Consider the following 21,651-nt stretch of genomic DNA (forward strand, 5'->3'; position numbering starts at 1 on the left):
ATCACTCATCGCCGGTTTAGAACTTTTTGTCTAATCCTTCACAAAAAATGCTTCATTATGCCTTGATGAAAAAAAACGTCAAAAAAAGGGTTGAGTTTCCGTTTTTGACCGCAACATCTGAAAATACTGTGTTTTTTATACATAATTCACACGAAATCTGCCGTTTCTATGCTACATTATGCGTTATCTGCTTTAGAATTATCTATAAAATAGATACAGACCTGTGTCAGGTTAGACTTGCAAGGTCTAGAATTAAGAACATCCAAAATCGGGACTGTTTGTGATAAAAATCATTCTGGCTCAACCGCGTGGCTTCTGTGCCGGCGTGATCCGTGCTATCGAAATTGTCGATCAGGCATTAGACCGTGTCGGAGCGCCTGTATATGTCCGCCATGAAATCGTTCATAATCGTCATGTTGTCGATACATTAAAGGCAAAAGGCGCTGTCTTTGTCGAAGAACTCTCCGAAGTTCCCCCCGGCGAAGTCACTGTTTTCAGTGCGCATGGCGTTGCTCGCACCGTTCAAAAGGAAGCCGAAGAACGCGGCTTGCCGGTGGTCGATGCGACCTGCCCTTTGGTAAACAAAGTGCATGCGCAAGGCCGACGTTACCTTTCTCATGGACGGACTTTGATTTTAATTGGCCATGCCGGTCATCCTGAAATTGAAGGTACTTTAGGCCAGATTGATGGGCCTGTTCACCTCGTCGGTTCCGCCGAACAGGTAGATAGCCTTGACATTCCGTCCGATACGCCGGTCGCTTTCATCACCCAGACAACGCTTTCTGTTGATGATACCCGCTCGGTTATCGCTGCATTGCGCAAAAAATTTACAGATGTCATTGGGCCCGATACCTCGGATATCTGTTACGCGACCCAGAATCGGCAAGCTGCGGTCAGAGATCTTTGCAAACAATCCGATCTCATTTTGGTTGTCGGTTCACCGAACAGCTCAAATTCCAACCGTTTGCGCGAAATTGGCTTAGAAGAAGGTCTTCCCAGCTATCTGATCGCCGATGGCAGCGAAATTGATCCTGTTTGGTTTGAAGGTATCAATACAGTCGGATTAACGGCAGGTGCCTCTGCGCCAGAAGAATTGGTGCAAAGCGTTATTACCGCCATCCGCGCTCTAGGCCCTGTCACTGTAGAACAGCTTGATGGTGTCGAAGAGAAGATTGCTTTCCGCTTGCCGCCAACCCTGCGCCATCTCAAAGCCCGCAATGCGGCACATAACAATTTAGACAACAAAACTGCTGCTTCAGAAGAGGCGGACAGTCTCTCTAACGATACAGAACAGGAGGCTTGAGCCTTGGGTATTCCTTTTAGTCAGGTTTTACGGATTGGTTCCTACATCCTTGGTAATCATATCAAAGGGACAAAGCGTTATCCTCTGGTTTTGATGCTTGAACCGCTCTTCCGCTGCAATCTTGCCTGTCAGGGCTGCGGTAAGATCGATTACCCCAAAGAAATTCTGAACCAGCGTTTGTCTTATGACGAATGTATGCAGGCTATTGATGAATGTGGCGCTCCGGTGGTTTCTATCGCCGGTGGTGAACCGCTGCTTCATCGCGACATGCCTAAAATTGTTAAAGGCGCTCTTGATAAAGGCAAATTCGTTATTTGCTGCACCAATGCTTTGCTTTTTGCAAAGAAGGTCGATCAATATGAACCGCGCCCCAATTTCACTTGGTCAATCCATCTTGATGGTGACAAGGAAATGCATGACCGCTCTGTTTCTTTAGACGGTGTCTATGAAACAGCGGAAGCTGCTATTCGTCTTGCCAAATCCCGTGGTTTTCAGGTTTCGATCAACTGCACGCTCTTTAACGATGCCAATCCAGAACGGACGGCTAAATTCTTTGACCGCATGAAGGCCATCGGCATTGACGGCATCACGGTTTCTCCGGGTTACGCCTATGAACGGGCTGCCAATCAGGATGAATTCCTGAACCGCACCACCACGAAAAACCTGTTCCGCAACATTTTCCGTTTGGGCAAAGGTCATAAATGGCCGTTCAACCAGTCCATTCAGTTCTTGAACTTCTTGGCCGGTAACGAAACCTATAAATGCACGCCTTGGGGCAACCCGACCCGTACCGTCTTTGGCTGGCAGCGTCCTTGCTATCTTTTGGGTGAAGATTACGCCAAAAGCTTCAAAGACCTTATGGAAAATACGGCTTGGGATGATTACGGCGTTGGCAATTATGAAAAATGCCAAGACTGTATGGTTCACTCTGGTTTTGAAGCCACGGCGGTTATTGACACGGTTCGCCATCCGCTGAAAGCTGCTATGGTTGCTTTAAAAGGCATCAAAACAGAAGGTGCTATGGCACCCGATATCAGCCTTGCCAATCAGCGTCGCGCCAAGGATGTGTTCTCCGATCACGTTCAGCAGCGTTTAGCTGAAATCCGGGAAGCCGAGGCTGCTGCCAAAAAGGAAACCGACGCGGCCTAACTCTTTCAAGGCTTTCGTTGCGGCCGTTGCTGTCGTGACGAAAGCCGGTATTTGGCTCGGTTTCAATAACAATGATTTCAGTAGGGCCGGTATCGCGACGCTGCCATCAGGCTGCATCGCCACCGAAAAAGCGGGAGGCAGAGCGTGATCGGCCTGATCTGAAATCACTCTTAAAATAATAAATGGACAATTATATTCTTGGGCTATTCGGGCAACGATATGGGATTCCATATCAACGGCGATAGCCTTTTGTTTTTTCTGAATGTCTTGTTTCTGGGCGATATCGGAAACAAGAGTGCCATCTGAATAAATTATTCCCTTTTTTAATTTAGGGAAAATTTTCTCAAGCGAGCCTTGCCATGCTTCATCGCAATCGGCATCGACATTCCCTGTTAAATGGCTTCCGACAACCCAATCGCCTACTTTTAAATCAGAATCCAAAGCGCCAGCCAAACCAAAACTCACTAAACCGGCAATCGTGTTTTCTTGCATAATTCGGCGCAAAGATTCTTCGAGACGAATACTATCCCCTCCCCCTGCCAGAGACAAAACTTTTTCACATTGCGCCGCCGCCCGTGCTTCACGATCTATTCCGGTCACAGCAAGGATATGGTTCAGCATATTTTTTCCTTCATAATACCCCGCCAATCATCACAATATTTTATAAAAACAATATGATAATACAAAAAAATACGGCCAAAAAATCAGCCGTATTTTGATTTAGACGTATTTCATTACTAACAGGTTATAAAATCAGCCTGTTACATCCCATAATGAACAATCGGCTGATTGGCTTTTTTCAAATTGCGATAGCGCGCTAAAGCCCAAAGAGGAAAATATTTGGAATAACCGTGATACCGAAGATAAAAAACACGGGGGAAACCACCGCCACTGTAATAATCTTCTTTCCACAACCCTTCTTCATCCTGATTTTGTGCCAACCAGTTTATACCCTTTGTCACGGCCTCGGAATTAGCTTCCCCAACAGCCATCAAGCCCAATAAAGCCCATGCTGTTTGGGAAGCCGTCGAATCCATCGGCTCATATCCGCTATAATCAAGGGCATAGCTATCGCAATTTTCACCCCAACCACCATCTTCATTTTGAATATTTTTCAGCCAAGCCACAGCTTTCTGAATAGCTAAATGATCATGGGGTAAAGCGGCCACATTCAATGCACATAAGGCCGACCATGTGCCATATATGTAATTGACGCCCCAACGCCCGAACCAGCTACCATCCTCTTCTTGCTCTTTCAGAAGATAATCAACTGCCGCTTTCATTTTGGGATCTGTAATCGAGATACCGGCTTGCGCCATCATTGAAACGCAGCGTGCCGAGACATCGACCGTTGGCGGATCAAGTAACGCGCCATGATCAGCAAAGGGAATATTATTCAGATAAGTATAGCTGTTATTGGCATCGAAAGCACCCCAACCGCCATTATCGCTTTGCATCCCAATGGTCCATTCCATGGCACGCGCTTTAGATTCCTCAAAATCATCGTGAAGATCCGACAATTTTGCGGCTCGATCCATCGCCATAGTCACAACAGCCGTATCATCGACATCGGGATAGTAGTCATTTCTATATTGAAAGGCCCATCCCCCGGGTCGGAGATCAGGCCGCCGCCATGCCCAATCGCCCTTTACATCCAAAATTTGTTGCGGCTTTAACCAGCTCAGGGCAGAAATAGCCGATTTTTCAGCCTCATCGCCTCCGACTTCCAACATGGCATGGGCAACCAAAGCCGTATCCCAAATCGGGGATAAACAAGGCTGACAGTAGACTTCTTTATCACCCTGATCTTCCGTGCCATCTAACACCATCAATTTTTCGACAGCGCGACGAGCAATGGCTCTTTCTGGATGGTTTTCGGGATATCCCAAGGCATCATACATCATGACGCTATTGGCAATCGCCGGATAAATAGCACCCAACCCGTCTTCACCATTCAACCGCTCGGTCACAAAATGAACACAGCTATGAATAGCCTTCGCGCGCATATTTTTCGGCCAATAAGGTTCTACTTTATGCAATACCTTATCAAGTGCCGAAAAAAAACGACGCCATATAGGGTCACCGCTTTCCTGAAGGGTCGGTAAAACATCCGGCACAAATAATTCATCAACCAAGATACCGCGCCGATTGCGGGCGACAGGCTTTAACGCCTGTAAAACCAATAACGGGACTAAAACGGTTCTTGCCCAATAGGCCATTTTATTGATGTGAACCGGAAACCATTCCGGCATCAACATCAACTCTACGGGCATTTGAGGGACATGCTCCCATGACATTGCCCCGAACAGAGCTAATTGAATACGTGTAAAGACATTGGCACGCATCGCCCCACCCCGTGCCAAAATTTCATTTCTGGCTCGAAGCATATGAGGCGCATCAGGAGAATCTCCGATCATTTTCAAGGCAAAATAGGCTTTGACCGTGGCGCTCAAATCAAGATCACCACCATAAAACAAAGACCATCCGCCATGCTCGCCCTGAATACGACGCAAATAGCGACCTATCTTGGCCTCTATTTCTAAATCTTCGGGTTCACCCAAATAATGCTTTAACAGGATGTATTCAGCGGGAATGGTTGCATCGGCTTCCAATTCAAAAACCCAATGGCCATCCTGATGCTGCTTCTCAAGCAAGGCACGGGTGGCCTTTTGGATAATCGGCTCAACATCATCAGACAACGAGCTATGATGAAAAGCCGAGGAAGTCGATACAGTCATTATGGGCTTTCTAATTATGAATGGGATAAAGCGAGATCAGCCGCAGTTTGGCCGGATCGTATAGCGCTTTCAATAGTCGCAGGCAGGCCTGTTCTCACCCAATTTCCGGCTAAAAACAGGTTATTCCACGCTGTAACCGCCGGTGGACGGCGATTATTCTGCTCGACAGTCGCTTCAAAAGTGGCTCTTTTCTCAGTCACGACCTGCCATTCAGGCATATCCTGTTTGAAAGCATAAACGGTCTGAATATCATCCCAGATACGCTTAACCAGTTCTTCTTTTTCAAGCGCCAATAAATGATTAGCGGCGCTGATCGTAACCGATATCCGATTTTCAAAAGTGAAAATCCAATCAGCAGTTCCTCCGACAACACCCATAATATGAGGCATAGCGGCAGTAGGCTTCATCAGGAAATGAGCGTTGATAATCGCCTGATATTTATCCGGCGTTTCGATATCTGGTATCAAGGATTGAACGACCCAAGCAGGCAAAGCGATAATCACTTTATCGCCTTTTCCCAGCTTTACATCCTGATGAGCAAATTCCAGAGAGGCGACATTCTGACCTGAAAAATGGATTTGACGCAGGCGGTTACGGAAATCAACTTCGACCCCTCTCGCTTTTAAATAGTCAAGCGCAGGGTCAATAAAACTGCTTGCCAAATTGGGATAAGCGATACGGGGGATACAGGCATTACCCCCTTTCATCAAAGTTTCCCGAATAACCGCTGCCGCCAGACAGGCAGCCCCTTCTCTTGCCGGTGTATTGAGAACCGATACAAAAAAAGGATCAAGCAATTTACGCCATAAAGCCGTATTATCTGGAACAAGATCACCTATTTTTGTATTATGATCTGCCAATAACAGCGACAATAATGCTAAATAATCCTTGGCTTTGCTATGAGGGACGCGGCTTTTGGCGCATAAAACCCACCAAGGTAAAGGGCCATTACTTAACTTAATGGTAAAGCGTTCTTTGTCGCTTAGATCACAAAAAGAAAAGGCGGCCTCTTTTGGGCTTTTAAAACGATGCTCTGCCCCTATTCTTTTCAAATAGGTCTTGGCAGAATGATTGCCTGACAGCAGCATATGATTGCCATTGTCAATTTCAATCCCCAGCTTTTTATCATGATAGGAACGCGCCCGTCCCCCAGCCATGGCCGAGGCTTCATAAATTTTGACGCGTCCTCCGGCATGGGTAATCGCTACCGCGGCAGATAATCCAGCCAGCCCCGCCCCGATAATATGCGTTACACTCATGAAGTCACCTTCAATCTGAGCAAAGTCCATAACAGGGCAAGTTTGTTATGTTTGACTTTCTTCCGAGGATTTTTCCACCCTTGCGCCAACATTTTACGCAATAAAGCAGAATAGGCTGCGGCCATCAAACGAGGCGCGATCAAATAGCCTTTGGGGCGATTATGGATAATATGATCAGAAGCCGCATAATGCCCTTCGGCCTGCCAAGCGAGATCACGGCAAACCTTGTCGAGACGTGGATCAGCCAAGGCTTTTTCAATATCCAGTGGAATACCGGCTTTTTCAAGCGGTTCCCGGGGCAGATAACAACGCCCGATTTCGGCATCTTCGTCAATATCACGCAAGATATTGGTTAATTGTAACGCTCGGCCAAGATGGTAAGCTAAAGATTCCCCTATATTGGGATCCATGCCAAAAACATAGACAGACAGCCGCCCGACAGCCGAAGCAACGCGATCACAATAAAGATCAAGGGTTGCTTCATCAGGAAAAACGATAGGCCCTTTCAAATCCATGGCCATACCGTCAATAACGGCAATAAAATCTTCTTGTCTCAAATGGAAACGGGCAACCGGTTCTTTCAGAAAAGCGGCCTGTCCACAGGGCTCACCAGCGTAAAGGGCATTGATATCATGCCGCCATGCGTCAAGCGCTTGCTTTCTTTCCTCTTGGCTGCCTTCCAGATCATCGGCAATGTCATCCACTTGGCGACAGAAGTTGTAAATAGCATACATCGCTTCCCGCTCGGCTGGCGGCAAAACCCGCATACCGATATAGAAGCTGCTGCTTTTTGCACCGCTGACCGAAGCTTGGCTATCCGATGATTTTTCGGAAAAAGCCTCTGGCTGAATCTTTTTCATGGCCGAAGTCATTAAGAAAATAATCTCCCTGCGGCGGCGACAAAGGCCAGTCCCAAAGTTTCAGCTTTATTATGGTGAACCCGTTCGGATAACGGATCATGCTTAGTTAAACATTCGGTCAGGCTTTCCGCCAAGCGTTGGATAACCGCGACTTCAACCCCCAACCGCTTGTCGTGAATAGCGGCAGAAAAACCAGAAGACCGTTTCAAAAGAGATTTTGTTTTCAAGGCAGCGGTCTCAATAGCCTGACGTAAAGGCAATGAGGCATGGAAACGGCCTAAATCTCCAGCGGTAGCACCCACCGCTTCCATAATATCGCTTGGGATATAAATACGGTTCATCATGCGATAATCTTTACCGCAATCCTGAAGATGATTGATGACCTGTAAAGCCGTGCATAAAGCATCATTCATCGGCCAAAGGTTACGGGATTCCTTATGGACATCCAAAACAAAGCGCCCAACAGGAGAAGCCGAATAACGGCAATAATCCATCAAAGCGTCCCAATTTTCGTAACGATTGACGGATACATCACGCCGGAAGGCTTCCAACAGATCAAGACCATGAACAATCGTATGATCGAGACCATGAGTTATCAAAGTCTGGCGCAAGACAACGGCATTAGGCTCGCTCTGGCTTTCGCCTGTCAAACTGCTGCGCATATCCTCAAGGATAGCCAAGCGGTCTTTTTTGCTTGCGATCACATTATCAGCGACATCATCAGCTTGGCGGGCAAACTGATAGAATGCCATAATAATAGGCCGATATTCGGGATTGATCAGAAAAGAAGCCACCGGAAAATTTTCATCCTGATGTCCTTTTCCAGAAACCAAAGCGGCTGCATTTAGCTTGTTTTTTGTTTTAATACTCACAGACCTATACGTGCTTGCGCACGCCCCTTCCACATACCGCCTCGCCCTTGCCAGACATGCACGGCAGAAAAAAATGTCGCACAGCTATAAAAGGCCGCAATTAAGGGAAGCGCTAAACCCCAAAGAGGAGAGCGGTGATAAAAATGTAATATTGGTTGAAAGGCTAATGCCATCATCATCCATCCAGCCAGACCAATCCAAGCCGATACACCATGGGTCAGCAAAGCCAAAGCAGGCGGTACCAGATAAACAAGGCACATCCCGAATAATGTCAATGCCAACAACCAGAAAGAATATCGTAATTGAGCATAAGCTGAACGGGAAATCATGTGGCCAATTTCCTGAAACCCTAAATAGGGTCGGATACTCAGTGAACGATTTGTTAGAGAAAGCCGAATTTTTCCTTGCTTTTTCATGATGCCGCCAAGACTGCAATCATCAATAATAGCATGACGGATAGCCCCTATCCCACCTGCTTTCTCAAGACTGGCACGATCGGCTAACATGCATCCACCGGCAGCACCGGCCGTTTTATGCTTGGGATTATTGATATGCCGAAAAGGATACAACATCTGGAAGAAAAAGACGAAGGCCGGAATAAGCGCCCATTCTGCAAAATTGTTACAACTTAGTCGCGCCATCAGGGAATGAAAAATCAATCCGTCTTTTTCGGCATGAGCAACCAACATTTTCAAGGTATCATCCTGATGCGCGATATCGGCATCGGTTAGCCATAACCATTTTACCTGTCCGGCGGCCTTAATACCCTGATCTAAGGCCCATAATTTACCAGCCCAACCTTTAGGCAGAGCTGATCCATTCACAATCGTCAATTTACCCTCAGGATAAGTCCCCGCAATACGTTTGGCGATTTCTGCGGTTCTATCCTCGGAATTATCATCAACAAGGATAACTTTAAAATTACCGGGGTAATCCTGCCGTAATAATGAATCTATTGCTTTATCAATAACATCGGCCTCATTGCGGGCAGGCACAATTGCCACGACATCCGGCCATATTTCCAAAGACGGAACGGGACGATCATCCCGTTCATGACATAACCAAAAGCCACCATGAAAGAACAGAAGACCAATCCAAATACTAAGGGAGGTTAATCCTAGAATGGTGGCGATCATCACAACATACCTTCTGCCCGAAACCATTCGATGGCATCAGAAATGGCATGTTGCCATGGACGAGATTTGTAACCCAAATCGCGTTTGGCTTTCTCCGACGAAAAATACATATGATAGCCAGCCATGCGCAAGGCATCGCTAGTAATGAAAGGTTCTTTTTTCGTTATCTTGGCAAAGGCTTCTGCGCCCCATGCCAATGGAAAGAGCGGCCATCTTGGCAAAGCGACTTTTGGTGGCTTCCGACCTACCTGTCGCGCGATTTCAGCCAACATGATACTTAAAGGCACATCGGCTCCGCCTAAAATATACCTTTCACCGATAACGCCTTTTTCAAGGGCTTTAACATGCCCATCTGCTACGTCATCCACATGAGCAAGATTAAGCCCTGTATTGACATAGGCAGGCATTTTTCCGGTAGCCGCTTCGATAATAATGCGTCCGGTAGGCGTAGGCTTAACATCCCTTGGGCCAATAGGCGTTGAAGGATTAACAATAACCGCAGGCAAGCCCTGCTCTGCTATCATCTTTTCAACCAGACGTTCGGCTTCAACCTTGGAACGTTTATAGGCACCAATAGCATTTTCCGGCGTTAGCGGAGAATTCTCATCGCTGGGTTTACCATGTCCCGGTGCCAAAGTAGCGACACTACTGGTATAGATCACGCGCTCGATACCCAGATAAAGCGCCGCTGTCATGATCGCTTGGGTATGCAAACGGTTATGACGAATAATTTCGTTAGGATCGGCGGCCCATAAACGATAATCAGCTGCTACATGGATCAGCGCGCCACAGCCTGAAAGGGGTTCTCTTAAAGAAGGCGGATCATCCAGATCACCAAAAACAATCTCGCCGGGAAAGTCACGGATATTGGTTTTCGGGCTGGTCGCACGTACCATGCCTCGCACTTTATAGCCCTGCTGCGCTAATGAACGCGCAACCGCAGAACCCACAAATCCAGAAACTCCAGTAACTAATACAGGCTTCTCTTTGTTCACCTGATTATGATCTTGCACGATAGACCCCTTATACGCCTCCAATAAGCGGAAATAACGGCACTATACTCAATTGATCTCAATTACCAGAAAGACAGGGTCGTTAAGCCCTTTTAAGCATATAATGGCCGGATAGTATTGTCCGGTAAAGCCAAGGTGCTTTTATCACAACCGGAATAAATAAGAGTGCGGCGTAGTTATTCCGACTGTGATAAATTTGGCACTATTGTCACAGTATGTGACATTTTGTCGATTGGTGACAATAAAGAAAATTATATTTTTATATCAAGAAGTTATCCTCAACATATAATTTCATTATCGCAGCCATCATGCTCTATTTGTAAGGTTACATGACCGATATCGAATTCTTTTTTCATAATATCGGCAACAGATCCAATAAAGGCATCATTATTTTGAATTTTGGAGCGCACAATATGGGCTGTCATCGCAGTCTCGCTGGTGCTTACCGGCCAGATATGAACATGATGCACATTGATAACATCCGGTAGTTGATCCAGCCGAGTAACCACTGCACTGACATCAATAGACGGCGGCACAGCGTTTAGAGCCATCGCAAAAGAGCGTTTAATAAGGCTCCAACTACTCCATAACAAAACGACCACAATGGCAAGGCTAAGACTTGGATCAATCCAATGCCAGCCTGTCATTTTGATAATAAACCCTGACAAGACAACGACAGCTGAAACCAACGCATCCAGCAACATATGAAGAAAGGCTGCATGACGGTTTAATTCTTCATGGCCATCTTTGAATAACAAAGCCGTGGCAAAATTGATGATAATACCGATACCGGCAATAATCATGATAGTGCCACCCGGAACATCGACCGGCTCTGAAAAACGCCGTATCGCCTCCCATCCAATGGCGCCACAAGCAATAACCAAAAAGAGAGCGTTAAAAAGCGCAGCCAAAATAGATGATGACCGATAACCATAGGTGAAGCGTGATGTTGGCTTTGACCTTTCGGCAATAAAGGCCGCCAAAGATAAGGCTAATCCCAAAACATCGGAAAGGTTATGTCCGGCATCCGCAATCAGGGACAAAGAACCCGAAGTAATGCCATAGCCTATTTCAACCAGAATAAAGGCTAAGTTGATAGCAATACCTATCCCGAAACCGCGACTATTACTGGCATTGATCTCATGAACATGGGAATGTCCATGATGATGGTCATGATGCGCATGACTATGGTTATGGTTATGATTATGGTCATGATCATGACCCATTTCTGTATTTTTTATTTCGCTTGCCATAAAGTCTCATTTCTTTTGTAGCTATCACTACAAAAGTTATAATATCACATTACATAATTATATATTTAACTTTATGCGTTTTATTTTAATTTCAGATTATATCAACTTCATTTTACTATGCGGGATAATCATTTTCAGAATTATACTCATCAACCGGATCAGAAAAGCGCGTGATCTGGCTTTCAAAGCGCAAACGCACTTTACCGGTCGCCCCGTGACGTTGCTTGGCCACGATCAATTCAGCTCGGTTATAAACCTGTTCCATAGATTGCTGCCATTTGCGATGCTCTTCATCAATCTGGGCATCCACCAAAGCATCACTCCCTTCTGGCGGCCTTTTAGGCTCACGAGACTGGAGATAATATTCTTCACGATAAACGAATAACACGATATCGGCATCTTGCTCGATAGAACCGGATTCACGCAGATCGGACAGCTGGGGGCGTTTATCTTCGCGTTGCTCAACCGCGCGGGAAAGCTGGGACAAGGCCAAAACGGGAATATCTAATTCCTTGGCAAGGGTTTTCAAACCACGGCTAATTTCCGAAATTTCATTAACGCGGTTATCATTGGCTTTGCCCGACCCCTGCAAGAGCTGCAAATAGTCGACGACCAACAAACCGATATTATGGCGACGCTTTAAACGCCGCGCTCTTGTTCTAAGGGCGGCAATGGTAAGGCCGGGGGTATCGTCGATATAAAGCGGTAAATTTTCAAGTTCCGCAGCGGCTCGTGCCAGATTACGAAATTCTTCTTTACTGACTCGCCCCATGCGCAAAGATTCCGAGGATAATCGGGATTGCTCTGCCAACAAACGGGTAGCCAATTGGTCTGCCGACATTTCAAGGCTGAAAAAGGCAACCGGCGCCCCGGGCGTTTCTTCTGGCGGGATGCCGTTTTGGGTATCATACATATAGCGACGAGCAGCATTGAAGGCGACGTTAGTTGCAAAAGCCGTTTTTCCCATGCCGGGACGGCCTGCCAAAATCAGCAAATCAGATCGGTGCAATCCACCGATCTTGGCATTGACGGATTCCAGACCTGTCGTCACACCGGATAGATGCGCGCCAGAATTTAAAGCCATTTCAGCGGCTTTGACAGCTATCTTAGCCGCTTGATAAAAACTCTTAACACCGCCTTCGGAAATACCCGATTCAGCCACCCGATAAAGCGCTGTTTCTGCCTCTTCAATCTGGGCGCGAGGATCAATAATCCCTTGGGTATTTAAGGCATTATCGACCATGTTGCGCCCGACACTGACCAGCTCGCGCAACAAAGCCAGCTCGTAAATCTGTGCTGCAAAATCACGCACCCCGACCAAAGAGGCTTGATTAACGACAAGATTATAGACGTATTTCATGCCTCCCTTGGCTTGTAAGCCGGGGTCTTTTTCTATCAAAGGCTGAATAGTAACCGGATTAGCCAGCTGATTACGATCTAACTGGCGCATAATAAGCTGATAAATCAGACGGTGGGTTGGATCAAAAAAATGCTCATCTCTCAATTTGACCTGAACATCTTCGGCCAAACGATTATCAATCAGCAAAGCGCCCAAAAGAGCCGCTTCTGCCTCAAGATTAACAGGAAGAGACGCATTGTCTTTTTCTGGCATAGCAGGCGTTGAAGGTACAATTTTCAGACTTTCTACCATGCCGAATCCACCCTTCTTCTTCTTTTTTCAATCTTATGTGATATCAAAGCACAATTTCGGGATAGTAACCCCTTCAAAAAAGAGAATACCATTTCATGTCCGAATCTATCGATGCGTTTGAAGCTGGCAACATTACCGTGAAATCATTGATGGATAAAGCCCGCACCGCTGCGCGCCAATCCTACTCTCCCTATTCTGCTTTTGCAGTGGGTGCCGCCCTTTTACTCAAAGATGGCAGCGTGATTACCGGCACGAATTTTGAAAATGCCAGCTATGGTCTTACCCTCTGCGCTGAAACGGTTGCGGTTGCAACGGCCAATACAGTGGGTCACCTCGCCCATATCAGAGCAATTGCCATTTGTGGAGGGAAATTCGACGAAGACCGTTTTATCGGCCACGATATCATTTATCCTTGTGGACGTTGCCGTCAGGTTTTAAACGAAGCGGCAGAAATAGGCCATTATGACATAATGGTCTATTGCGGTTCAGCTGAAGGTTCCGAAATCGAACCCCATCGGCTCTCGACTTTATTACCTCATAGCTTTGGGCCCAAAAATCTAACTTCTCCGAAAAACGACTAATTCACATCAAAACACCTGAAATTTGCTTAGAATCTTAGAAAAGGAATATATGCATGTCGATCATGGCTGACCGCTGGATACGCGAGCAGGCTCAAAAACACGGAATGATTGAGCCATTTGTTGAAAGCCAGCGTAGAGGCGGCTGTATCAGCTATGGATTATCGTCTTATGGTTATGATGCCCGCGTCGCTGACGAATTTAAAATTTTTACCAACGTCAATTCTGCGACGGTTGATCCGAAAAATTTTGATTCAAGCAGCTTCGTTGATCGTAAAACCGATGTTTGCATCATTCCGCCAAACAGTTTTGCTTTGGCTCGGACAGTCGAATATTTCCGTATTCCCAAAGATGTGTTGGTTATTTGCCTTGGGAAATCGACCTATGCCCGCTGCGGCATTATCGTCAATGTCACGCCGCTTGAACCGGGCTGGGAAGGCCATGTAACGCTAGAATTTTCCAATACCACGCCGCTTCCGGCCAAAATATATGCCGGTGAAGGCGCTTGCCAATTCTTGTTCTTACAAGGCAACGAACCTTGCGAGGTTAGCTATTCTGATCGTTCCGGAAAATATATGGGGCAGCGGGGCGTTACCCTCCCCCGCCTCTAAGAATCTTCAAGACCGGAAGGGGCATAACCGCCCCTTCCCTCTTATATAAATTTAAAGCGGTAAATTCATTCCGGGGGGTAAAGGCATCCCTTGGGTCATTTTAGACATTTCAGCATTGCTGGCTTCATCAGCCTTAGCTTTAACATCGTTGCAAGCTGCTACAATCAAATCTTCCAGCATTTGCTTTTCAGCTGGCACCAGCAGCGTTTCGTCAATTTCAACGCCGGTAATCCGGCCTTTAGCCGTAGCCTTGATTTTGACCAAACCTCCGCCAGAAGCACCTTCGACATCAATCGTGTCGAGTTTAGCCTGAGCTTCTCCCATTTGGTTCTGTAATTGCTGGGCAGCTTCTTGCGCTGCCTTCATCATTTGTTCGAGATCCATAGCAAAGCCTTTATATTATGAAATTTCATTTTAGCTTGTGCTGTTTGCTTTAGGAAGAGGCCATGGCTGATGCAAAAATTTTTTGAGGAAAGTTTTCGTCTTCTTTCATAAGACATATTGAGCTTTAAGATGCCTTCATCTTTACCAAGCCTCTCTATCTATTCATCAGATGACTGCACCCATTCGGCATCAGGAAATGTCTTCAAGACCGCTTGGACAATGGGCGTATTCAAAATCGCTTTTTGACGGGCTTCTTTTTGGGCTATTTCGGCTTCCCGAAAGCTTGGCTGCCCTTTCCGATCCTGTAAAAATTCAACCTGCCACGCCTGTCCTGTCAAATTTTTTAGAGCCAAGGATAATTCTTGGCGGGTTTCACCAGATATGCGGCTATGATTTTCCAACAGCAATCGAGGCGGATTATATTCGATCAGCCGCCCATAATCTTCCAAGCTATGCCCAAGCAAGGCATGACCATTATCGAAAAGCATTTCTGTCAGTGATTTAAAATCTGGCGGAAAATGAGGATTCTTAAGCTTTGCCTCGCTCGCTGGTGCTATCGGTATAGCCGATGGCCTTGGCTGGTTTTCCGGTAATTCAGAAAATTTCTGATTACCTTCGACAGGATAACCACTGGCCGCCACCCGGCTATTATTATCGTCATCGAAAGGAGAAAAATCTTTTTTTTCAGTCGATTGCAACGATTTTGAAAAATCATTCCTGTTTTTCGGTAAGGCTTCTTTTTCCTGAGATCCCGACGAGTTTACCGGTTTAAAAGTGTTTTTTTTTACGTCGCCCGCCTTTATGTCTTGAAAAGAAGAGGTCGGCAGAGCCAATCGGTTATCTTCTGGTGAAGGTGATAAATTCGGCGAAACGCTTCCCTGTTTTTTTAACTGGGCAATAATCGTTGCAGGATCAGGAAGCTGGCTCGCATGAATTACCCGAAGCAAAGCCATTTCTGCCGCTTCCAAGGGTAAAACTGCGTTTTGAACTTCGGAATGGCCTTTTAATAAAAGCTGCCACAAACGATGAAGCACCGGAAAAGACAGTTTTTTCCCTAATTCAGCCAGCCAAATTTCTTCTTCTGTCGGATGAAGGGTCAGATTATCAGGCCGCCCCATTTTGCTGCGGGTAATGGCATGAATAAGCTGTAACAAGCCATGCAACAAGGCTTCCGGTTCTACGCCTAGATCATATTGAGCTTTAACATGATCGAGAACATGATCGCCTTTTCCTTCCAGCAAATCAACTAGCAAGGATTTAATAACACCGCGATCAGACAGCCCCAGCATTTCACGGACATCGGCCGCTAAAATACTACCAGAACTATGGGCAATTGCCTGATCGAGAATGGACAGGCCGTCACGTACTGAACCTTCAGCTGCCTTGGCGATCATAGCCAAAGCTTCTTCTTCGGCTTCCACTTGTTCCAACTGGACAACTTTTGAAAAATAATCCGTTAGAGTAGCCGTGGATATCCGCCGCAAATCAAAACGCTGGCAACGGGATAAAACCGTAATCGGCACTTTATTGATTTCTGTCGTGGCGAATAAGAATTTTACATGAGCAGGCGGTTCTTCCAATGTTTTCAATAATGCGTTGAACGCACTTTTTGAAAGCATATGGACTTCGTCGATAATATAGACCTTGAAACGGGCGGATACCGAAGCATAGCGCACAGATTCAACAATATCGCGGATATCATCTACCCCAGTATGGGATGCGGCATCCATTTCAACCACGTCAATATGACGCCCTTCGGCAATAGCGCGACAGGCCTCGCATTCTCCGCAAGGATCAATCGTCATTCCACCATGGCCGTCTTTCCCGACGCAGTTCAAGGCTTTGGCGATCAATCGCGCTGTAGAGGTCTTTCCAACGCCTCTGACTCCCGTCAACAGAAAGGCATGAGCCAAACGGTCGCGGGCAATCGCATTCCCCAACGTCCGCACCATCGCATCCTGACCAATCAGATCAGAAAATTTCTGGGGACGATATTTACGGGCGAGAACCCGATAGGGCGTTGCCAGAGAGGAAGAATCAACCATAGGACGAAGTTAATGCATAATATGGGGCAGGAAAGCGACTGAAATATTTTTCAGTCCATCATTCTTATCCGGCTTTAAAAGGACATCTATCCGAAACGGAATAAAAGCGCGATTATCAAGGATAAAGAAAAAAGGAATTTTTAGAAATTTTTAAGACGTGGAAGCCGGAACGACCCGATACAAATTCGTTACGGCTGCTTCCTTCCGGACCTGACCGGGTTGGCGACAGCACCGTCCGCCCGACTTCCACTATCGCCTATGAAACATTCAGACGGGGTTTGCAAGCCCGTAACAACGGAAAATTATCAATCAAGACAGATATTTCCCAAAAAAACGGCCTGCTTCCATCGGCTCTTTTTAGAAATCTTGTGGGAAATAGACCGTAAAATGCTGGCAATCCGGCAAATAAACTTGACAAGCCAAGCGAGAAGTCGGCTCCACATCAAAAGCCAAATCCAACATATCTTCTTCAATATCCGAAGCGGCCTCAAGCTGGCGAAAATTGTCAGCCTCTATCACGACATGGCAAGTTGCACAGGTTAAGGCACCCTCACAAGTGCCTTCAATCGGCAGACCGGCTTTATGGATAACATCCAATAATTTATCACCCTTTTCGGCTTGGCAGGTGATTTTTTTCTGCTGCTGATCAATGAACAAGACAGTTACAGACATGACATTTCCTTAACTCAAAAAACGCCGCTGTTTTTCCGCAGCTTCTCTAATATATCCCAAGCCGGAAAGTAGTTCTTCTTCCGTTGTATATCGACCGAAACCGATACGGATGCTTCCCCTCACCGCTTTTTGAGACAACCCCAAGGCTTTTAAAACATGGCTGGGGCGACCATCGCCACTTGAACAAGCCGAACCCGCCGAAAAAGCCACTTGGCGGGCATCACTTATCAGGCGGCTGGAATCGATACCTTCTTGATGAATGTTAAAATTACCGAGCCAACGCTGATCTTCCGAGCCATTGATGATCCAATCTGGCATTTCTGCTTTAGCTAAAGCGAATAAAGCCGCCACATGGCTTTGATCTTTTGCCTGTTGTTGCTGCGCCAAAGCGGCGGCAGCACCAAAGGCCGCAGACAAAGCCGGACTAAGAGTTCCAGAGCGGAATCCTTCTTGCTGATGCCCGCCATGTAAAAGAGGCGTTAAAGTAATATCTTTTTTAAACCATAATGCCCCGACACCTATCGGTGCATGAATTTTGTGGCCTGACAAAGCGATCATGTCACAGCCCTCTGGCAAGGCTAAACGCCCATAGCCTTGGACAGCATCCAACAGGAAATACGCCCCAACCTGACGGGCTAATTTTGCTAATTCGGCGATAGGCTGAATAACGCCGATTTCATTATTGACGAACATCGCCGTCACAAGGGCGGTCTTGTCATCAATCGCAGCCGCAGCCTTTTCCAGATCAACCAAGCCATCAGAATGAACAGGCAAAAGCACAATCTCTGCACCCAAACGGGCTAAATAGCCTAGGCTATCTAATGTCGCGGCATGTTCAGTTGCCAATGTCACAATTTTACGGCGGGTATTTTTCCCAGAAAACCACAACCCCTTTATCGCCATGTTAAGGGCTTCGGTTGCACCCGACGTAAAAACCAGATTCCCTGCCTCGCTTTCGGGTATCAAAGCGGTGATCTGGTCTTTAGCGATGGCAACGGCCGCAGCCGCTTTTTTTCCTATCCGATGGGGAGAATGCGGATTAGCGCCACCATCCAGCCAAGGCAGCATCGCTGCTTTGGCTTCGGGTGCCATGGGGGTCGTGGCTTGATAGTCTAGGTAAATCATCTAGCGTAATCTTTAAAAAATCTGGAAAGAAAGGCTTGTTCTACAAGATTCTCTTTATCCAATGACAGTGCATAAAAACAATATTTTTAAAAAGAAAAAACAAGATAGTTTCTTTACTCTAAAAGGATAACAGTGATTAAAAAATCACTTTATTTAAAAATATTATTTCTTAAAAATTAAAATTTATTTTCCATCTTCTAAAAAATATCATTTAAAATAATAGTATAATTATAACAACGGGAATAGAAAAAACACTCTATAATCGACAGGGTGTTGATATCTACCTTGCCCTTAACCCTATGACAGGGTAAGGATAAAAAATACGCAAGGCCATCCTTCCACGGGTGGCCATTTTCTTATGCAGGCCTCGCCGTAACGGGGTGCAATATTCAGGAGAATTTTGCTGTGGCCCAGCCGCTTATGCCTCATGCGACAGCCTCATGGCTTGTCGATAATAGCTCACTTACTTTTGAACAGATTGCCAATTTTTGCGGTCTTCATATTCTTGAAGTTCAGGCGATTGCCGATGATACCGCTGCTACGAAATTAGCAGGTCGCGATCCGGTTCGTGCAGGTGAGCTAACTTTAGAAGAAATCGAAAAAGGTCAGAAAGACCCGAATTACCGTCTGGTTATCCAGCTTCCCCCTGAACAAAACCGTCGCCCGAAAGGGCCCCGCTACACACCGATTTCACGGCGTCAGAATAAACCCGATGGTATTGCATGGATTATTGCTAACCATCCCAAGGTGACGGATGGCCAGATTTCAAAACTGATCGGAACGACCCGCGAAACGATTGCCAAAATTCGCAATCGTACGCATTACAATATGATCAATATTGTTCCAAAAGATCCGGTCACCTTAGGTCTCACGACCCAGCGCGAATTAAACGCGATTATTGCCAAAGTGGAAAAGGATAAAGAAGAGGAAACCTCTCCTTTTGACGCAACCTTGGCGGGTGAGCGCGAAGCTATGATCCGTTATCTGCATCGCAAACGTGAAAATCAGGAACGGACGGCAGAAGAAATTCATGCCAGCGAAGGCGAAAGCCAATATAAAGGCTTTGTTGATCCTTTCACCAAGAAGCAATAAGGGAAAGGCAAGTTTTCGGGATAAAGGCGGTAAAAATCGTCTTTTCTTCCCGAAAGTCCTGTCTGATCATACGTAGATGAGCCAAGAAAAAAACATATCGGAATTGAGCTTCGAAGAAGCCTTGAAAAAGCTCGAAGAGATTGTCCGCCGCCTCGAAAGCGGGGATACAACCCTCGAAGACTCTATCCAGATGTATAGTCAGGGCGATGCATTGAAAAAACAATGCGAAGCACGGCTGAAAGCGGCACAGAAAAAAATCGAACAGATCAGTCTCGATCAGGACGGAAGGGCAACAGGAACTAGTCCTTTCGATGCGGAGTAAATAATAGATATGGCAGTTAATCTTAAGACCATGATGGAACAGGTCGCTCAGGATATTGACCGGCTTTTTGCTGAACAATTACCGGTTCCAGAAGACCCCCGTCGCCGCTTGGTAGAGGCCATGCGCTATGCCGCAATCGGTGGCGGAAAAAGACTGCGTCCTCTTCTGGTTGTCGCCACCTGCGCCTTGTTCAATGTCGATCGCGAAGCCGCTTTACGGGTCGGCATGGCTATCGAATGTATCCATGTCTATTCTTTGATTCATGATGACATGCCCTGCATGGACAATGATGATTTGCGGCGTGGCAAACCCACTGTTCATAAAGCCTTTGATGATGCTTCTGCGGTTCTTTCAGGTGACGCGCTTCAGGCTTTGGCTTTTGAAATTCTTTCAGAAGAAAAAATCCATACCGATCCCCATGTTCGGCTGGAATTGATTCAGGCTTTGGCTATCGCCTCCGGTAAAGACGGTATGGTCGGTGGACAGGCCATCGATTTGGCCGCAGAAACCTCGACGGTGCCTTTTGATCTTCCGACCATCACCCGCTTGCAACAGCTTAAAACCGGCGCCTTATTCGGTTTTTGTTTAGAAGCTGGTGCTATCATGGGTCGTCAGAATAAAGACATCCGTGATCGTCTGAAGGCCTATGCCCGTGATATCGGTCTTGCTTTCCAGATTGCTGATGATCTGATCGATGCCGAAGGTGACGAAGCCGTTGCCGGAAAAGCAGTCGGTAAAGATGCTGCCGCCGGAAAAGCGACCTTCCTGTCTCTGTTAGGTCTCGAAAAAGCCCGCTCACAGGCACAGGCATTGGTCGATCAGGCGATTGCTCATCTGTCTGTTTTCGGATCAGAAGCCGATTATTTACGGAGTATTGCTCGCTATATCGTAGCGCGCGATCACTAAATTTTACGTATCAGCCTCTTTTGACAGCAAAAAATCTTGAAAAAGTTTTTTGCTGTCAGGAGTGTGAAGGGAAATGTTGTGATATGGACGCTCTCTCTCCGAAAAAGCAGCCCATTGCGCTTTATCCCGGTACTTTTGACCCTGTCACGCTAGGTCATCTTGATATTATCCGGCGCGGCGCTCGTATCTTCGACCATCTTATTATTGCAGTTGCTGAGAATCCGGGGAAATCGCCGCTTTTCTCATCAGAAGAGCGGGCTTCCATGATCCGTCATGAAATAAGCCGCCTCGAAAACCCAACAAAAAGCCGTATCGAAGTTATCATCTATAACTCTTTGCTGATGGATTGCGTCGAAAGCCAAGGCGCATCGGTTATTCTAAGGGGTTTGCGTGCGGTTGCCGATTTTGAATATGAATATCAAATGGCGGGCATGAACCAGCAAATAAATAATAAAATCGAAACTGTCTTTTTGATGGCAGACAGCGTTTTGCAACCTGTTGCTTCCCGTTTGGTCAAGGAAATCGCTTTTTATAATGGCAATATCACGCCTTTTGTGCCGCCTTATGTCGCACAAAAATTACAAGAAGCCGTTACAAGAAAAAAATCTTTTCAAGATTAGAATCTTTGGAATCAGAACGCTTGCAAGCCACAAAGTAAGGTTTTTATCCATATAACCTTCAT

Annotated in this window: 21 protein-coding genes and 1 other RNA gene; 8 read left to right on the top strand and 14 right to left on the bottom strand. The window is 46.3% G+C overall.

Going from position 1 to position 21,651, the window contains the following annotated elements:
• The first annotated feature begins 280 nt into the window (after positions 1-280).
• Together ispH and hpnH are read left to right on the top strand one after the other, a co-directional pair.
• Positions 281-1,303, top strand: coding sequence for a 4-hydroxy-3-methylbut-2-enyl diphosphate reductase (gene ispH, locus ZMOB_RS02195; protein WP_011240741.1), 1,023 nt, complete (start codon positions 281-283; stop codon positions 1,301-1,303).
• A gap of 3 nt (positions 1,304-1,306) precedes the next feature.
• Complete coding sequence (hpnH, locus tag ZMOB_RS02200; RefSeq protein WP_012817100.1) at positions 1,307-2,452, top strand: adenosyl-hopene transferase HpnH; 1,146 nt, start codon at positions 1,307-1,309, stop codon at positions 2,450-2,452.
• Here hpnH and ZMOB_RS02205 read toward each other — a convergent pair.
• The 9 genes from ZMOB_RS02205 to ZMOB_RS02245 form a co-directional block, all read right to left on the bottom strand.
• Positions 2,396-3,073, bottom strand: a complete 678-nt coding sequence (locus ZMOB_RS02205) for a phosphorylase family protein (protein ID WP_014500505.1) — start codon at positions 3,071-3,073, stop codon at positions 2,396-2,398. The two genes, hpnH and ZMOB_RS02205, sit on opposite strands and share 57 nt — an antisense overlap.
• A 140-nt stretch (positions 3,074-3,213) precedes the next feature.
• Entirely contained in the window at positions 3,214-5,190 is a 1,977-nt protein-coding gene (gene shc, locus ZMOB_RS02210) for a squalene--hopene cyclase (RefSeq protein WP_014500506.1), read from the bottom strand.
• Positions 5,191-5,204: 14 nt separating this feature from the next.
• On the bottom strand, positions 5,205-6,449 hold the full coding sequence (hpnE, locus tag ZMOB_RS02215; RefSeq protein ID WP_014500507.1) for a hydroxysqualene dehydroxylase HpnE: 1,245 nt from the start codon (positions 6,447-6,449) through the stop codon (positions 5,205-5,207).
• On the bottom strand, positions 6,446-7,321 hold the full coding sequence (gene hpnD, locus ZMOB_RS02220) for a presqualene diphosphate synthase HpnD (RefSeq protein ID WP_011240736.1): 876 nt from the start codon (positions 7,319-7,321) through the stop codon (positions 6,446-6,448). The genes hpnE and hpnD overlap by 4 nt, the downstream gene beginning before the upstream one ends.
• Positions 7,321-8,181 carry a squalene synthase HpnC gene (hpnC, locus tag ZMOB_RS02225; RefSeq protein WP_014500508.1) on the bottom strand — a complete coding sequence of 287 codons (861 nt, stop codon included), beginning with the start codon at positions 8,179-8,181 and terminating at the stop codon, positions 7,321-7,323. Before hpnC ends, hpnD begins: the two co-directional genes overlap by 1 nt.
• Positions 8,178-9,317, bottom strand: coding sequence for a glycosyltransferase (locus ZMOB_RS02230; RefSeq protein ID WP_011240734.1), 1,140 nt, complete (start codon positions 9,315-9,317; stop codon positions 8,178-8,180). Before ZMOB_RS02230 ends, hpnC begins: the two co-directional genes overlap by 4 nt.
• On the bottom strand, positions 9,317-10,330 hold the full coding sequence (gene hpnA / locus ZMOB_RS02235; RefSeq protein ID WP_014500509.1) for a hopanoid-associated sugar epimerase: 1,014 nt from the start codon (positions 10,328-10,330) through the stop codon (positions 9,317-9,319). The genes ZMOB_RS02230 and hpnA overlap by 1 nt, the downstream gene beginning before the upstream one ends.
• Positions 10,331-10,608: 278 nt before the next feature.
• Complete coding sequence (locus ZMOB_RS02240; protein WP_014500510.1) at positions 10,609-11,583, bottom strand: cation diffusion facilitator family transporter; 975 nt, start codon at positions 11,581-11,583, stop codon at positions 10,609-10,611.
• A gap of 115 nt (positions 11,584-11,698) precedes the next feature.
• Positions 11,699-13,234 (bottom strand): replicative DNA helicase, encoded by a 1,536-nt coding sequence (locus tag ZMOB_RS02245; RefSeq protein WP_011240731.1) that lies wholly within the window; start codon positions 13,232-13,234, stop codon positions 11,699-11,701.
• Positions 13,235-13,329: 95 nt separating this feature from the next.
• Here ZMOB_RS02245 and ZMOB_RS02250 point away from each other — a divergent pair, with 95 nt between their 5' ends.
• Positions 13,330-13,815 (top strand): cytidine deaminase, encoded by a 486-nt coding sequence (locus ZMOB_RS02250; RefSeq protein ID WP_014500511.1) that lies wholly within the window; start codon positions 13,330-13,332, stop codon positions 13,813-13,815.
• A 53-nt stretch (positions 13,816-13,868) separates the two neighbouring features.
• Positions 13,869-14,423, top strand: coding sequence for a dCTP deaminase (gene dcd / locus ZMOB_RS02255; RefSeq protein WP_014500512.1), 555 nt, complete (start codon positions 13,869-13,871; stop codon positions 14,421-14,423).
• 51 nt (positions 14,424-14,474) lie between these two features.
• Here dcd and ZMOB_RS02260 read toward each other — a convergent pair whose 3' ends face one another.
• From ZMOB_RS02260 to ZMOB_RS02275, 5 genes are all read right to left on the bottom strand, one after another.
• Entirely contained in the window at positions 14,475-14,807 is a 333-nt protein-coding gene (locus ZMOB_RS02260; protein WP_014500513.1) for a YbaB/EbfC family nucleoid-associated protein, read from the bottom strand.
• 158 nt (positions 14,808-14,965) lie between these two features.
• Entirely contained in the window at positions 14,966-16,852 is a 1,887-nt protein-coding gene (locus ZMOB_RS02265) for a DNA polymerase III subunit gamma/tau (protein WP_014500514.1), read from the bottom strand.
• A 153-nt stretch (positions 16,853-17,005) separates the two neighbouring features.
• Positions 17,006-17,103, bottom strand: an RNA gene (gene ffs, locus ZMOB_RS09775) — signal recognition particle sRNA small type.
• Positions 17,104-17,209: 106 nt separating this feature from the next.
• Positions 17,210-17,524: a 2Fe-2S iron-sulfur cluster-binding protein gene (locus ZMOB_RS02270; RefSeq protein WP_011240726.1), complete on the bottom strand. Its 315-nt coding sequence runs from the start codon at positions 17,522-17,524 to the stop codon at positions 17,210-17,212.
• Positions 17,525-17,533: 9 nt separating this feature from the next.
• Positions 17,534-18,649 (bottom strand): cysteine desulfurase family protein, encoded by a 1,116-nt coding sequence (locus ZMOB_RS02275; protein ID WP_014500515.1) that lies wholly within the window; start codon positions 18,647-18,649, stop codon positions 17,534-17,536.
• 405 nt (positions 18,650-19,054) lie between these two features.
• Between ZMOB_RS02275 and ZMOB_RS02280 the strand changes: the two genes are divergently transcribed.
• The 4 genes from ZMOB_RS02280 (at position 19,055) to coaD (ending at position 21,589) form a co-directional block, all read left to right on the top strand.
• Entirely contained in the window at positions 19,055-19,741 is a 687-nt protein-coding gene (locus tag ZMOB_RS02280; RefSeq protein WP_011240724.1) for a DUF1013 domain-containing protein, read from the top strand.
• Positions 19,742-19,817: 76 nt separating this feature from the next.
• Positions 19,818-20,063, top strand: coding sequence for an exodeoxyribonuclease VII small subunit (locus tag ZMOB_RS02285; protein ID WP_011240723.1), 246 nt, complete (start codon positions 19,818-19,820; stop codon positions 20,061-20,063).
• A gap of 9 nt (positions 20,064-20,072) precedes the next feature.
• The gene (locus ZMOB_RS02290) at positions 20,073-20,969 is read left to right on the top strand and encodes a polyprenyl synthetase family protein (protein ID WP_011240722.1); all 897 of its coding nucleotides are present in this window, start codon (positions 20,073-20,075) and stop codon (positions 20,967-20,969) included.
• An 83-nt stretch (positions 20,970-21,052) separates the two neighbouring features.
• Positions 21,053-21,589, top strand: coding sequence for a pantetheine-phosphate adenylyltransferase (gene coaD, locus ZMOB_RS02295; protein WP_014500516.1), 537 nt, complete (start codon positions 21,053-21,055; stop codon positions 21,587-21,589).
• The last annotated feature ends 62 nt before the right edge of the window (positions 21,590-21,651 follow it).

It is taken from the genome of Zymomonas mobilis subsp. mobilis ATCC 10988 (assembly GCF_000175255.2).
Taxonomy (GTDB): Bacteria; Pseudomonadota; Alphaproteobacteria; order Sphingomonadales; family Sphingomonadaceae; genus Zymomonas; species Zymomonas mobilis.